The sequence below is a fragment of the Nonomuraea coxensis DSM 45129 genome, assembly GCF_019397265.1.
Classification (GTDB): domain Bacteria; phylum Actinomycetota; class Actinomycetes; order Streptosporangiales; family Streptosporangiaceae; genus Nonomuraea; species Nonomuraea coxensis.
This window is the reverse complement of record NZ_CP068985.1, coordinates 8,402,501-8,416,006: the sequence shown is the minus strand read 5'-3', so window position 1 is coordinate 8,416,006 and position 13,506 is coordinate 8,402,501. Positions and strand designations below refer to the sequence as shown.

Below are 13,506 nucleotides of genomic sequence, written 5' to 3'. Positions count from 1 at the left end.
GAAGCTACTCGCTCCCGGGCCGCGAGGGCTGTGTCCTGAACGACAGAACGCCCGCACGGGCGTGCGGGCGTTCCGTGCGTTCCGGGACCTAGAACGCGTTCCGGGACCTAGAACGCCTCCTCCGGGAGCTCCATGAGCTCCTGGCCGGTGGAGTCGAGCACGCGCCGCTCGGCGGCGAGACGGGGCAGCACGGTCTTCGCGAAGAACGTGGCCGCCGCGACCTTGCCCTGGTAGAACGCGTCCTCGCCGGCGGCGAGCCGGGCCAGCGCCACCTCGGCCTGACGCAGCAGCAGCCAGCCGATGACGAGGTCGCCGAGGGCGAGCAGCAGGCGGGTGGTGTTGAGCCCGACCTTGTAGACCTCCTCCGGCTTCTCCATCGAGCCGAGCGCCCAGGTCGCCATCGTGTCGCCCATGGCCTTGACGTGGGCGGCGGCCTCGGCCAGCAGCTCGCGCTCCTCCTTCAGCCGCCCGTTGCCGGCCTCGGAGGCGGCGAAGGCGTTGATCTCGCCGAGCAGCGCGCCGACCGCCGCGCCCTGGTTGCGCAGGATCTTCCTGAAGAACAGGTCCAGGCCCTGGATGGCGGTGGTGCCCTCGTACAGGGAGTCGATCTTGGCGTCCCTGATGTACTGCTCGATCGGGTAGTCCTGGAGGTAGCCGGAGCCGCCCAGGGTCTGCAGCGAGCGGGCCAGCAGCTCGTACGACCGCTCCGAGCCGACGCCCTTGACCAGCGGCAGCAGCAGGTCGTTCATCGCGATGGCGTGCCGGTCGTCCGGGTCGATCATGACGGCGTCCTGGAAGGTGGCCGTGTAGAGGACCAGGGCGCGCATGCCCTCGGCGTACGCCTTCTGCAGCATCAGCTCGCGGCGCACGTCCGGGTGGTGGGCGATGGTGACGCGCGGGGCGGTCTTGTCGGTCATCTTCGTCAGGTCCGCGCCCTGGACCCGGGACTTCGCGTAGTCGAGGGCGTTGAGGTAGCCGGTCGAGAGCGTGGCGATGGCCTTGGTGCCGACCATCATGCGGGCGTGCTCGATGACCATGAACATCTGCTTGATGCCCTCGTGCACCTCGCCGACCAGCCAGCCGACCGCCGGGTGCTTCTCGCCGAAGGTGAGCTCGCAGGTCGTGGAGACCTTCAGGCCCATCTTCTTCTCGACGTTGGTGACGTAGACGCCGTTGCGCTCGCCGAGTTCCCCGGTCTCCAGGTCGACGTGGTACTTCGGCACCAGGAACATCGACAGGCCCTTGGTGCCGGGGCCGTGACCCTCGGGGCGGGCGAGCACCAGGTGGAAGATGTTGTCGGACATGTCGTGCTCGGCGCTGGTGATGAAGCGCTTGACGCCCTCGATGTGCCAGGTGCCGTCCGGCTGGCGTACGGCCTTGGTGCGGCCGGCGCCCACGTCGGAGCCGGCGTCCGGCTCGGTCAGCACCATGGTCGCGCCCCAGTTACGCTCGATGGCCAGCTCGGCGAAGCGCTTCTGCTCCTCGGTGCCGAGCTTCCACAGCGTGTAGGCGAAGTTGGGGCCGGCGCCGTACATGTAGAGCGCGGGGTTCGCGCCGAGCACCATCTCGGCCGTGGCCCAGGCGAGGCTGCGCGGGATGCCGGGGCCGCCCAGCTCGGCGGGCAGGTCGAGGTGCGCCCAGCCGCCCTCCACCAGCGCCTTGTACGACTTCTTGAAGCCTTCTGGCATGGTGACGGAGCTCGTCGCGGGGTCGAAGACCGGCGGCTTCCTGTCGCCCTCCTCGAAGGAGTCGGCGAGCACGCCGGTCGCCAGGCGGTTGACCTCTTCGAGGATGCTGCGCGCGACGTCCTCGTCGACTTCCGCAAAGGGCCCTGCGCCGAGGATCTCGCGTCGCCCGAAGACCTCGAAGAGGTTGAATTCAAGGTCGCGAACGTTGCTCTTGTAGTGGCCCATGGGGTCGATCTCCTTGAACCGAGACAGGGGTGTACTCGCGAGTAACCTTACTCTGAAATGCTACCCGCGGGTAACCCCCACCATGCATGGCATGCTCGTCTCCATGGACGCCGAAGAACTCGCCGCGCGGTGGCGGGAGCGACTGGAGACCTGGGCGATCCCGGACGAGATCCTGGCCCGCGCCTCCGCCGACCCCTGGACTCACTCGCCCGAACGGTTCGGCACCCGCACCGACCGTGCCCTCGCCGAGCCCGACGACGGGCCCACCATGACAAGGGTGGCCGAGGCCCTGCCCGACCAGGGCACGCTGCTCGACGTGGGCTGCGGCGCCGGCGCGTCCTCGCTGCCGCTCGGCGGGCGCGTCGGCCACCTCTACGCGGTCGACTCCTCGGCCGCGATGCTCGACGGGCTCACGCTGCGCGCGGACAAGCTCGGGGTCCCGGTCACCACGATCCACGGCCGCTGGCCCGACGTGGCGGGCGAGGCCCCTGTGGCCGACGTCTCCATCGCCGCGCACGTCGTCTACAACGTGCCCGACCTGGCCGGCTTCCTGCGCGCGCTCGACGCCCACACGCGCGGCCGGGTGGTGCTGGAGCTGACGCACCGCCACCCGACGAGCTGGATGACGCCGCTCTGGCAGCACTTCCACGGCATCGACCGCCCGGTGCGGCCGGTCGCCGAGGACTGCGTGGCGCTGGCGGCGGCGCTCGGCTTCGCCGTACGGGTGGAGGAGCGGGAGGCCCCGCTGGAACGATTCAGCTCCCTGGAGGAGCTCGCGGGCAGCGCGTGCCGGCGGGCGTGCCTCGACCCGTCCCGGATGGACGAGGTGGCCGCCACGGCCGTCGAGCTGGGCATGTGGCCGTTGCCGCGGGACCGCTGGGTCACCGTCTGGTGGGACTGACACCGGTTTGACGTCTTCGGCGGTGTCGGGTTGGGTGGTTCCCATGATCGAGATCCACGCCGTCACCATCGACGCCGCCGACCCGTACGAGCTCGCGAGCTGGTGGAGCAGGGCCACGGGGCTGCCCCTGGGCGAGGGCGACCAGCCGGGCGACGACGAGGTGATGCTGCGGACCGAGCGCGACCCCTACCTGCTGTTCATCCGTGTCCCCGAGGGCAAGACGGTCAAGAACCGCCTGCACTTCGACGTCAACGGCACCGCGGGCCGGACCCGCGACGAGGAGGTCGACCGGCTCGCCGGGCTTGGCGCGACCGTCCACGCCGATCTGCGCCGGCCCGACGGCACCGGATGGGTGACGATGCTCGACCCCGAGGGCAACGAGTTCTGCGTGTGCCGCAGCCAGGCCGAGCGGGAGTCCTGACGGTCCTGGCGGGTCACCGCTCGGAGCGCGCCCGGCCCTGCATCGTGAACGTCAGGATGCCGGCGATCAGATAGACGAGCGCGCCGTGCCACAGCGCCTGCACGGCCGAGCCGAAGACGCCCTCGCCGTCCAGGACGAGCTGCACCGGATAGTCGAGCACCGCGGTGATGCCCGCGGGCAGCAGCGCGAACTTCCACGGGTGGCGCAGCGACCAGACGCGCGCCTGGCGGGTGACGCGGTCGCCCTCGTGCGGCTTGGACACCGCCCCGATCGCGGCGATCAGGGCGAACAGGCTGATGCCGAGGCCCAGCGCCCACACGAGGTCGCCGCCGCCCGTGATCAGGCCCATGCCGTAGCTGGCCGCGGTCACCACGCCGCCGCCGACGGCGGCGGCCTTCCAAGGGGCGCCGCGGAGCGCGGCGCCGGAAAGCGATACCTCATCGCGTCGACTGATTTCGTTCATACCGCCATGGTCGTCTCCGAGGCCCCCCGGGAGCATCGGGGACGGACCCTGAGCCGTCCCTGACATGATGCGGGACATGCAGGAACCGTACGAAGCAGACGTCATCTTCCGCACGGCCCGCCGCGACGACGTGCCCGCCATCGTCGCGATGCTGGCCGACGACCCCCTCGGCGCGCGGCGCGAGGGCGACCCGGGCGACCCGCGTTACCTCGCGGCCTTCGACCGCGTCGACGCCGACCCCCACGACGAGCTGATCGTCGCCGAGCAGGGCGGCGAAGTGGTGGGCACGATGCAGCTCACGTACCTGGCCGGGCTCTCCCGCCTCGGGTCCGAACGCTGCCAGATCGAGGCCGTCCGGGTGCACTCCTCGGCCCGCGGCCAGGGGCTCGGCCGCCGGATGATCGGCTGGGCCGTGGACCGCGCCCGCGAGCGCGGCTGCGCCATGGTGCAGCTCACCTCGGACAAGGCGCGCACCGACGCGCACCGCTTCTACGGCTCGCTCGGCTTCGCCGCCTCCCACGAGGGCTTCAAGCTCCAGCTGAGCTGAGCCGCTCCAGCACCCACCTGCACCATTCGACGCGGTGCCGCTCGTAGCCGAGCCCGCACCAGAGCGTCGCGTAGTTGCCGAACCGGGGATCGCCGGGCGGGGGCGGGCCGCCGAAGGCCGCCTCCTCCCGCTCGTAGTGCGCCAGCCGCTCCTCGTGCATCGCGAGCTGGTCGGCGAACAGCCTGCGCAGCAGCCCCGGCTCGGCCAGCCATGAGGCGTACGTCTTCAGCACCAGCTCGTCGCGCTCCGGCCGGGCGCGCGGCGGCTCGGTCACCCATGCGCGCAGCGCCGCCAGGCCGTCGGGGGTCAGGTGGTAGACCTTCTTGCCCTGCGGGCCGGGCCCGTGCTCGGCCTCGAACCCCACCAGCCCTCCGGCGCGCAGCTTCTGCAGCTCGGCGTGGATCTGGCTGTGGCCGGCCGTCCAGAAGTAGCCGACCGGGGTGCGCATGGCCGCCGCGAGGTCGTATCCGGTGCGCTCGCCGCGCGCGAGCACAGCGAGGATCGCGAATCCCAGTGTTGAGGTCATCGTGGCCCCAGGATAGGGTGCTTCCCACTATGTCACTTCTGACATAGTGTGCAGCAATGGGAGGTAGGCCATCGTGCGCAAGCTGGTGAGCGCCGCAGGGCTCGTGGTCACGCTGGCCGCGTCGGCCGCCTGCGGGAGCGGGGGCGGGACAGGGGCGGCCCCCGCCCCGGCGACCCCCACGACCGCCACGACCCCGGCGAACCCGGCGACGCCCGCCACGACCAGCGCCGCCCCCAGCAGCCCGCCGCCCACCGGCCCCAACGTCTCCGGCTGCTTCACCGAGGCCGACGGCAAGATCTTCGAGTACGGCGGCGGCCTCCCCGGCGTGATCGCCGGCACCGGCTCCACCGGCGTCGTCATCACCTACGAGCGCCGCGGCAACGTCTGCGCCTGGCGCCCGCTCTCCGACCGCCTCGTCGCCGCCGGCTACCGCGTGCTCCTGTACGCGAGAAGCGCCGTCGCCGCCCCCGGCGACACCACCGTCGCCATGGCGAAACGCCTGGCCAAGGAGAAGGGCGTCGAGCGCGTGTTCCTGGCCGGCGGCTCGATCGGCGCCACCGTCGCCGCCACCGCCGCGCTGGAGCTCGGCCCCGACAGGATCGCCGGCGTGGTCGCCCTGTCAGGCGAGATCGCCCCCGAGGACGCCGCGAAGCTCACCGTCCCGCTGCTCCAGGTCGGCAGCGAGCACGACGACTACGGAGGCCGCGCCGCGCTCGACGCCGCCCGCGCCGCCGCCACCAAGTCCCCCGACGCCCAGGTGCTCGTCATCCCCGGCGAGCGCCTGCACGCCTCCGAGCTGTTCGCCAGCCCGTACGCCGATCAGGTGCTGGACACCGTCGAGACGTTCATGAACCGGCACAAGGGCTGATCTCGACCAGGTTGTCGTGGAAGCCCGGCCCCTTGCCCATGTCGCCGTCCCGCTCGGCCACCACGGCGTTCGGGTTGGAGCCGCCGGGGCTGAGCTTCGGCCAGCGGCCCTTGGGCGAGGCGACGACGCCGGGGGCCACCCGGTCGCTGATCTCCACGTCGGCCAGGAACTCGCCGCCGTCGTTGTGGACCCGTACGCGCCGGCCGTCCACCAGCCCGCGCGCCGCCGCGTCGGCCGGGTTGACCAGCACCACCGGGTCCTTGGCCCGCCGCCGCAGCTCGGCGTTGTTGCCGAACGTCGTGTTGAGGAACGTGTGCGCGGCCGGCGTCACCAGCGTCAGCCGGTACGGCGAGCCTTCCGCCGCCGCCAGCGTCGCGTGCGACGGCACGTACGCCTCCCCGGGCCGCGGGAACCGCATCCGGCCCGACCGCGTCGGGAACCCGTCGGCGAAGGGCGTGAACGGCTTGGGATAGTTCATCCGCACCCACCCCTCCTTGCGCAGCCGGTCGAGCGTGACGCCCTCCAGCGACGGATGCCCGCTGGACAGCAGCTGCTCGGCCAGCTCCAGATCCGAGTCGTAGAGCGACGGTTCGGTGAGCCCCATGTGCCTGGCCAGCCGCCGGAACGTCTCGGTCGTCGACAGGCACTCGCCCGGCGGCTCTGCCGCGGCCTCGTTCCACAGCAGATAGAGGTGCCCGTAGCCGGCGTGCAGGTCGTGGTGCTCGGTCTGCATGGTGGCCGGCAGCACGATGTCGGCATAGTCCACGGTGTCCGTCGGGAACTGCTCCATGACGACCGTGAACAGGTCCTCGCGGGCGAGCTGCCGCCTGATGGCGCCCGCGTCGGGCGTGGAGCCGAGCGGGTTGGCCGCGTACACCCACAGGCACTTCACGTCGTCGAGCTGCGAGGCCAGCTTCGTCATGACCAGCGTGCGCACCGGCTTCGGCAGCAGGTCGTCGCGTCTGTCGATGTTCAGGTGGACGTGCCCGCTGGTCGAGTACGCCACCCCGCCCCCCGGATGCCGCCAGTCGCCCGTCACGGCCGGGATCGCGGCGATCGTCCGCATGGCCGCGCCGCCGCCCGCGTGCCGCTGGATGCCCATCGTGGCCCGGATGGCGGTCGGGCGGGTGCGCGCCAGCCGCGTCCCCAGCCTGTGGATGTCGGCCGCCGGGATGCCGGTGATCTCGCTTGCCTTCTCCACCGGGTGGGCCAGGATCTCCTCGCGGAAGCCGGCCCAGCCCTCGGTGTGCTCGGCCAGGTACGCCTCGTCCTGCGCGTTCTCGGCCAGCACCACGTTGAGCAGCCCGAGCGCGAGCGCCGCGTCCGTGCCCGGCCGGATCGCGAGGTGTTCGTCGGCCTGGTCGGCGGTCCTGGTGCGGATCGGGTCGATGGCGACCACGTGGGCGCCGGCCGCGCGGGCGTCCTGGATGAACTTCCACAGGTGGTGGCCGCTGGTCAGCGTGTTGGTGCCCCAGAGCAGGATCAGCTTGGAGAGCGCGAAGTTCTCCGGGTCCATGCCGCCCGCGGTGCCGTTCGCGCGGTACAGGCCGAGGCTGCCGGCCGCCGAGCAGATGTTGAGCCAGTGCTTCGACGCACCCAGCACGTTCCAGAAGCGGCGGCCCGCCACGCCCTCGCAGCCCTGCAGATAGCCGAGCGTGCCGGTGCCGAGGTAGGGCCAGATGGCCTCGCCGCCGTGCTCCTCGACGATCGCGCGCAGCCGGGTGGCGATCTCGTCCAGGGCCTCGTCCCACGAGATCCGCTCGAACCGCCCCGAGCCCTTCGGGCCGACCCGGCGCATCGGGTAAAGGATCCGGTCGGGCGCCCGCGTGTGCTCCAGGTAACGGTTGACCTTCACGCACAGCGCGCCCCTGGTGTAGGGCTGGTCGGGGTTGCCGCGCAGCTTGACGGCCGCGCCGTCCTCGACGGTGACGACCCAGGAACAGGTGTCCGGGCAGTCCAGCGGACACGCCCCCAGAACTCGCAATTCGCCCGACATGTGACACAGCCTACGTCGGGCTCCGAGAGATGAACTGGCGGAGCTCCACCGTGTAGCCTGCCTGCGCGGACGTAGGCTGCCCACGGGACGGCAGGCGCCTCGTCCGCGTTGCGAAACGGGGACACTGCGACCCAGAGATCGTACGGTCCTGCCGGGAAGGTGCAGAATCGCTGACGGTGGCCGAAATCAGGGAACGAGATGACACGGAGGACCTCACGGAGGGGGATCCGGCCGTGGGCGCGTCACGCGCGGACAGCGACGTCTACGTCGTAGAGCCGCTGCTGCCGCAGCGCCTGCGCCGTCCCTCCGACCTGCTGCGCTTCTTCGCCACGCTCATCGTCCTCGGCGCGGTCGTCCTGCTCACCCTGGTCGCCAAGCAGACCCTCATCGGCCTGGAGGCCGACGTCAAGGAGGGCGCCGAGCTCGTCCCGCTGCTCAGCCGCATCGCCGCCTTCCTCGGCGGCGCCGCCGTGCTCGTCGTGCCCACCGCGTTCGCCGTCGAGCGGGTCTTCCACCGCGACGGCCTGCGGGTCGCCGAAGGGCTCATCGCCGCCATCGTCGGCATGGCCGGCTCGTTCCTGCTCGGACAGTGGCTGGTCGGCGGCAACCTCGAGGACCTGCGCCTGCTGCTCACCGGCAACCGCGACATCGAGCCGCTGAACACCCTGCTCACCTCGGTCGTCGCCTACACCACCGCGGTCCGCATCTCCCGCCGCCCCACCTGGCGGATGCTCATGTGGACCACGATCGCGCTCTACATCCTCGCCTTCTTCTCCGGCCGCCAGATCACCCTCCCGAGCGCCATCGTCACCGTCCTCGTCGGCATGGCCATCGGCTACGCCACCCTCTACGGCGTCGGCAGCCCCAACACCCGGCCGCCGGGCAGCGCCGTGGTGGCCGCGCTCCGCAAGCTGTCGTTCCAGGTCGTCTCCGCCCGCCGCATCGAGGACGACCACCAGGGCAGCCGCCGCTACGCCGTCGGCCTCAAGGACGGCACCAGCCTCGACGTCACCGTCCTCGACCGCGACCGGCAGGTGGCCGGGCTCCCGTACCGATTGTGGCGGCGCATCAGGCTCAACTCCGAGACCCGCCGCCGCGCCATCCGCTCGCTCCGCGCCGAGCTGGAGCGCGAGGCCCTCATGGCGTACGCGGGCCAGGCCGCAGGAGCCAGCACCCCGCGCCTGCTCGGCACCAGCGAGATCGGCACCGAGGCCGCCCTGCTCGCCTACGAGCACATCGAGACCCGCCCGCTCGACGAGGTCCCCGACAACGAGATCGACGACGCCCTGCTGCACCAGATCTGGGAACAGGTCGAGCTGCTGCAGATCCAGCGCCTCGCCCACCGCCGCCTCACCGGCGACGGCATCCACCTCGACCGGGCCGGCCGGGTCGTGCTCACCGACGCGCGCAGCGGCGAGATCGCCGCCGGCGACCTGCTGCTGCGCATCGACGTCGCCCAGCTCCTCACCTACCTCGCGCTGCGCGTCGGCCCCGAGCGCTCCGTACGCGCCGCGGCCGCCGTGATGGGCCCCGACGCGCTCGCCGCCGCCATGCCGCTGCTCCAGCGCATCGCGCTCACCAGGGAGACCCGCTCGGCCCTCGGCAAGGCCAAGCAGATCCTGCCCGGCATCCGCGAGCAGATCGTCGCGCTCAAGCCGCAGGGCAAGGTCGAGGAGGTCCGCCTCGAACGCTTCCGCCCGCGCACGCTCGTCACCATCATCGCCAGCGCGCTCGCCGCCTACTTCCTGCTCTCCCAGCTCAGCCAGGTGAACATCTACGAGGTGGTCACCACGGCCAACTGGGCCTGGTCGGTCCTGGCGCTCGCGGCCTCGTTCGTCAGCTTCGTGGCCGCCGCGCTCATGCTGCGCGGCTTCGTGCCCGAGCCGCTGCCGCTCTGGCGGACCGTGCTGGTGCAGTTCGCGTCGTCGTTCGTCAAGCTGGTCGCGCCCGCGGCCGTCGGCGGCGTCGCGATCAACACCCGCTACCTGCAGAAGCGCGGCATCTCCCCGGCCAGCGCGGTGGCCAGCGTCGGCGCCTCCCAGCTCATCATGCTGGTCTTCCACATCGCGCTGCTGCTGCTGTTCGCCTACATCACCGGCTCCAACACCGCGACGTCCTTCACCCCGTCACGCGGCCTGGTGCTGGCGCTGCTGGCCGTGGCGGTCGCGGTCGTGGGGGTGCTGGGCGTGCCGCCGCTGCGCCGGCTGATCACCTCGCGGATGCGCCGGCTGTTCAGCAACGTGCTGCCGCGCCTGCTCGACGTGCTCCAGTCGCCGCGCAAGATGATCGAGGCGTCCGTCGGCACCCTCATGATCACCATGGCGTTCGTGGTGTGCCTGGACGCCTGCGTGGCGGCGTTCGGCGGCAGCCTCAGCTTCACCGCCGTCGCCGTCGTCTACCTCACGGCCAACGCCATCGGCTCGGCCGCGCCCACACCCGGCGGGCTGGGCGCGGTCGAGGGCGCGCTGGCCCTGGGCCTGACCGTGGCCGGGCTGCCGGCCGAGCTCGCCACCTCGGCCGTGCTGCTGCACCGGCTGCTCACCTTCTGGCTGCCGGTGCTGCCCGGCTGGGCCTCCTTCACCTACCTCCAGCGGCACGAGGCCCTGTGAGCGAAGCGAACCATCAGACGCAGCATCTTGATCACCGGGCCGACGAAGTCGGAACGGTGATCTTGTCGATCGCGTCGAGTTCGTCCTCGGTGAAGGCGGGGCCGTCCACGCAGGCCACGTTGTCCTCAAGCTGCCCGACGCTGCTCGCGCCGATGAGCACGCTCGTCACCCGCGGGTCCCTGAGCGTCCACGACAGCGCCATCTGGGCCAGCGTCTGACCCCGGCCGCGGGCGATCGCGCCGAGGTCGCGGGCGAGCTCCCGGTCGATCCGGTCCGGGGTGAGGAAACGGCTGGTCGCCGCCCGCGAGTCGGCCGGCACCCCCTCCAGGTAGCGGTCCGTCAGCACCCCCTGCGCCAGCGGCGAGAACACGATGCAGCCCATGCCCGCCTCCTCCAGCGTGTCCAGCAGCCCGTCCTCGATCCACCGGTTGATCATCGAGTACGACGGCTGGTGGATGAGCAGCGGCGTGCCCAGCTCCCGCATGATCCGCGCCGCCTGCGCGGTCTGCTCGGGCGAGTAGTTGGAGATGCCCGCGTACAGCGCCTTGCCCGAGCGCACCGCCCGGTCCAGCGCCCCCATGGTCTCCTCCAGCGGCGTGTCCGGGTCGGGCCGGTGGCTGTAGAAGATGTCCACGTAGTCGAGGCCCATCCGGGCGAGCGACTGGTCGAGGCTCGCCAGCAGATATTTCCGCGAGCCCCACTCGCCGTACGGGCCGGGCCACATGTCGTACCCGGCCTTGGTCGAGATGACCAGCTCGTCCCGGTAGGGGAGGAAATCCTCGCGCAGGATCCGGCCGAACGTGCGCTCCGCCGACCCGTACGGCACCCCGTAGTTGTTGGCCAGGTCGAAATGCGTCACCCCGAGGTCGAACGCCCTGCGCAGGATCGCCCGCGAGTTCTCCACCGGCCGGTCGTCGCCGAAGTTGTGCCACAGCCCGAGCGACACCGCCGGCAGCCGCAGCCCGCTGCGCCCGCTCCGGTTGTACGGCTGCCGTTCGTAGCGCCGCTCGTCCGCCCGATAGCTCATGCCGTGCCCCTCTCGATGATCCAGGAGAGCGCGAACGCCTCCTCCCGCCAGGCGTCGTAGCGTCCGCTGCGCCCGCCGTGACCCGCCCCCATCTCCGTCTTCAGCAGGAACGGGCCGCCCTGCGCGCTCGCCCGCAGCCGGGCGATCCACTTGGCCGGCTCGTGGTAGAGGACGCGGGTGTCGTTGAGGCTCGTGATCGCCAGGACCGGCGGGTACGTCCGGCCGTCCACGTTCTCGTACGGCGTGTAGCTCTTCATGTAGGCGTACACGTCGGGATCGTGCAGCGGGTCGCCCCACTCGTCCCACTCGATCACCGTCAGCGGCAGCGAAGGATCGAGGATCGTGTTGAGCGCGTCCACGAACGGCACCTCGGCCACCACGCCCGCGAACTCCTCCGGCGCCAGGTTCGTCACCGCGCCCATCAGCAGGCCGCCCGCCGACCCGCCGCGCGCGATGATCCGCTCGCTCCAGCCGGACGCCTTCATGTGCCTGGCCGCCGCCACGAAGTCCGTGAACGTGTTGCGCTTCCTCGTCAGCTTGCCTTCCTCGTACCAGCGGCGGCCCATCTCGCCGCCGCCCCGCACGTGCGCGACGGCGAAGACGAACCCGCGGTCGAGCAGCGACAGGCGCGGCACCGAGAAGCCCGGGTCGATCGACGTCTCGTAGCTCCCGTAGCCGTAGAGCACGGTCGGCGCCGGCCTGGCCGCGTCCTTCCGCTTGACGATCGAGATCGGGACCCGCGTGCCGTCCTCCGCCGTGGCCCACTCGCGGAACTGCTCGTACTCGGCCGGGTCGTAGCCGCCCAGCACCGGGCGCCGCTTCAGCAGGATCAGCTCGTGGGAGTCGAGCTCGTAGTCGTACACGCTGGGCGGGGTCACCATGCTCGTGTACGTCAGCCGCAGCCGCGTCGTCGTGAACTCGGGGTTGCCGGCCGGGCCGACGTCGTACAGGGGCTCGGGGAAGTCGATCTCGTACGCGTTCCGCTCGGCCGCCTCGGCCCGCTCACGCCAGCCCCGCCCGTCGGCCGGGTACGGCAGCACCCGCAGCCCGGTCAGCCCGTCGCGGCGGAAGTACACCACCGCGTGGCCGGCGAAGGCGTCGATGCCCAGCAGCCGGGTGTCCTCCCGGTGGGGGATCAGCGGCGTCCACGTGCCGGGGGCGTCGAGCGGGGCCGTCGCCAGCTCGAAGTTCTCGGCGTTCTCGTTGTGCAGGACGTAGAAGAAGTCGCCGGCGTGCTCGACGCTGTACTCCACCCCGGTCGTCCGCGGCCGGACGAGCCGGAACTCGCCGGACGGGTCGGCGGAGTCCAGGATCCGGACCTCGCTGGTGATCTTGCTGCCCACGGCCAGCACCAGGTAGCGCTCGCTGCGGGTCAGCCCGATGCCCACCCAGTAGCGCTCGTCGGACTCCTCGTACACGAGGACGTCCTCCTGGGTGCCGAGGGTGTGGCGGTAGACCTGGTAGGGACGCCAGGCGTCGTCCACGCGCGTGTAGAAGAACGCCGAGCCGTCGGGCGACCAGGCGCCGCCGTAGAAGATGTCGGCGATCTCGTCGGGCAGCACCTCGCCCGTCTCCAGGTTCTTGAAGCGCAGGGTGAAGCGCTCGTCGCCCTTGAAGTCGGTGGAGAAGGCCAGCATCGTCCCGTCGGGACTGACCGCGCTGGTGCCGACCGAGAAGAACGGGCTGTCGCCGGCCAGCTCGTTGCCGTCGAGGATCACCTGCTCCCGGTCGAGGCGCTCACCGGGGGTGATGCTCGGGGGCGCGTCGCTGTCGGCGGGCACGCGGCACGAGACGGCGTACTGCTTGCCCTCCTCGGTGCGGCTGAAGTACCACCAGGCGCCCTTGCGGCTCGGCACCGACAGGTCGGTCTCCTGGGTGCGACCCTTGATCTCCTGGAACACCTGCTCCTGGAGGTCCGCCAGATGAGCGGTCTGCTCCTTGAGAAACGCGTTCTCCGCCTCCAGATAGGCCGTGGTGTCGGGATCGTCCTTGTTGGCCAGCCAGGCGTACTCGTCGATGACGGTGTCGCCGTGATGCGTGCGCTCGGCCGGGATCTTCTTCGCCACTGGCGGCATGTTGCTGCTCACGCTGGGAGTCTATGGTCGGCCGTGATCGTACTGTGGCCGGAGAGACAGGCGAATCGGCACGAGCAGCGTGGAGGCGCTGCTAATCTTTAGGAGCCGACGCGGTGCGGCACAACCCTCCTCCATCACTCCGGTGACATTGATGTGTGTT

Annotated in this window: 11 protein-coding genes; 5 read left to right on the top strand and 6 right to left on the bottom strand. The window is 71.3% G+C overall.

What is annotated here, in order from left to right; all coding sequences use genetic code 11:
* Positions 1-107 precede the first annotated feature (107 nt).
* Positions 108-1,913, bottom strand: coding sequence for an acyl-CoA dehydrogenase (locus Nocox_RS39400; RefSeq protein WP_020544208.1), 1,806 nt, complete (start codon positions 1,911-1,913; stop codon positions 108-110).
* Between the two features lie 91 nt (positions 1,914-2,004).
* Here Nocox_RS39400 and Nocox_RS39395 point away from each other — a divergent pair, with 91 nt between their 5' ends.
* Positions 2,005-2,814, top strand: coding sequence for a class I SAM-dependent methyltransferase (locus tag Nocox_RS39395; protein WP_020544207.1), 810 nt, complete (start codon positions 2,005-2,007; stop codon positions 2,812-2,814).
* Positions 2,815-2,857: 43 nt separating this feature from the next.
* The gene (locus tag Nocox_RS39390; protein WP_020544206.1) at positions 2,858-3,235 is read left to right on the top strand and encodes a VOC family protein; all 378 of its coding nucleotides are present in this window, start codon (positions 2,858-2,860) and stop codon (positions 3,233-3,235) included.
* 13 nt (positions 3,236-3,248) lie between these two features.
* On the opposite strand, the gene Nocox_RS39385 is transcribed toward Nocox_RS39390, so the two are convergent.
* Positions 3,249-3,698, bottom strand: coding sequence for a hypothetical protein (locus Nocox_RS39385; RefSeq protein ID WP_026214542.1), 450 nt, complete (start codon positions 3,696-3,698; stop codon positions 3,249-3,251).
* Between the two features lie 76 nt (positions 3,699-3,774).
* Between Nocox_RS39385 and Nocox_RS39380 the strand changes: the two genes are divergently transcribed.
* Complete coding sequence (locus Nocox_RS39380; RefSeq protein WP_026214541.1) at positions 3,775-4,245, top strand: GNAT family N-acetyltransferase; 471 nt, start codon at positions 3,775-3,777, stop codon at positions 4,243-4,245.
* Here the strand turns inward: Nocox_RS39380 and Nocox_RS39375 are convergent.
* Positions 4,226-4,771, bottom strand: coding sequence for a PadR family transcriptional regulator (locus Nocox_RS39375; RefSeq protein ID WP_026214540.1), 546 nt, complete (start codon positions 4,769-4,771; stop codon positions 4,226-4,228). The genes Nocox_RS39380 and Nocox_RS39375 overlap by 20 nt on opposite strands.
* Before the next feature lie 73 nt (positions 4,772-4,844).
* Here Nocox_RS39375 and Nocox_RS39370 point away from each other — a divergent pair, with 73 nt between their 5' ends.
* Positions 4,845-5,639, top strand: coding sequence for an alpha/beta hydrolase (locus tag Nocox_RS39370; RefSeq protein ID WP_020544202.1), 795 nt, complete (start codon positions 4,845-4,847; stop codon positions 5,637-5,639).
* Here Nocox_RS39370 and Nocox_RS39365 read toward each other — a convergent pair.
* Positions 5,617-7,635 (bottom strand): molybdopterin-containing oxidoreductase family protein, encoded by a 2,019-nt coding sequence (locus Nocox_RS39365; RefSeq protein WP_026214539.1) that lies wholly within the window; start codon positions 7,633-7,635, stop codon positions 5,617-5,619. The genes Nocox_RS39370 and Nocox_RS39365 overlap by 23 nt on opposite strands.
* Before the next feature lie 233 nt (positions 7,636-7,868).
* Here Nocox_RS39365 and Nocox_RS39360 point away from each other — a divergent pair, with 233 nt between their 5' ends.
* Complete coding sequence (locus Nocox_RS39360; RefSeq protein WP_020544200.1) at positions 7,869-10,244, top strand: lysylphosphatidylglycerol synthase transmembrane domain-containing protein; 2,376 nt, start codon at positions 7,869-7,871, stop codon at positions 10,242-10,244.
* A gap of 31 nt (positions 10,245-10,275) precedes the next feature.
* Here the strand turns inward: Nocox_RS39360 and mgrA are convergent, their stop codons facing one another.
* Positions 10,276-11,271, bottom strand: coding sequence for an L-glyceraldehyde 3-phosphate reductase (gene mgrA, locus Nocox_RS39355; protein WP_020544199.1), 996 nt, complete (start codon positions 11,269-11,271; stop codon positions 10,276-10,278).
* Positions 11,268-13,358: a S9 family peptidase gene (locus tag Nocox_RS39350; RefSeq protein ID WP_026214538.1), complete on the bottom strand. Its 2,091-nt coding sequence runs from the start codon at positions 13,356-13,358 to the stop codon at positions 11,268-11,270. Before Nocox_RS39350 ends, mgrA begins: the two co-directional genes overlap by 4 nt.
* Positions 13,359-13,506: the final 148 nt, after the last annotated feature.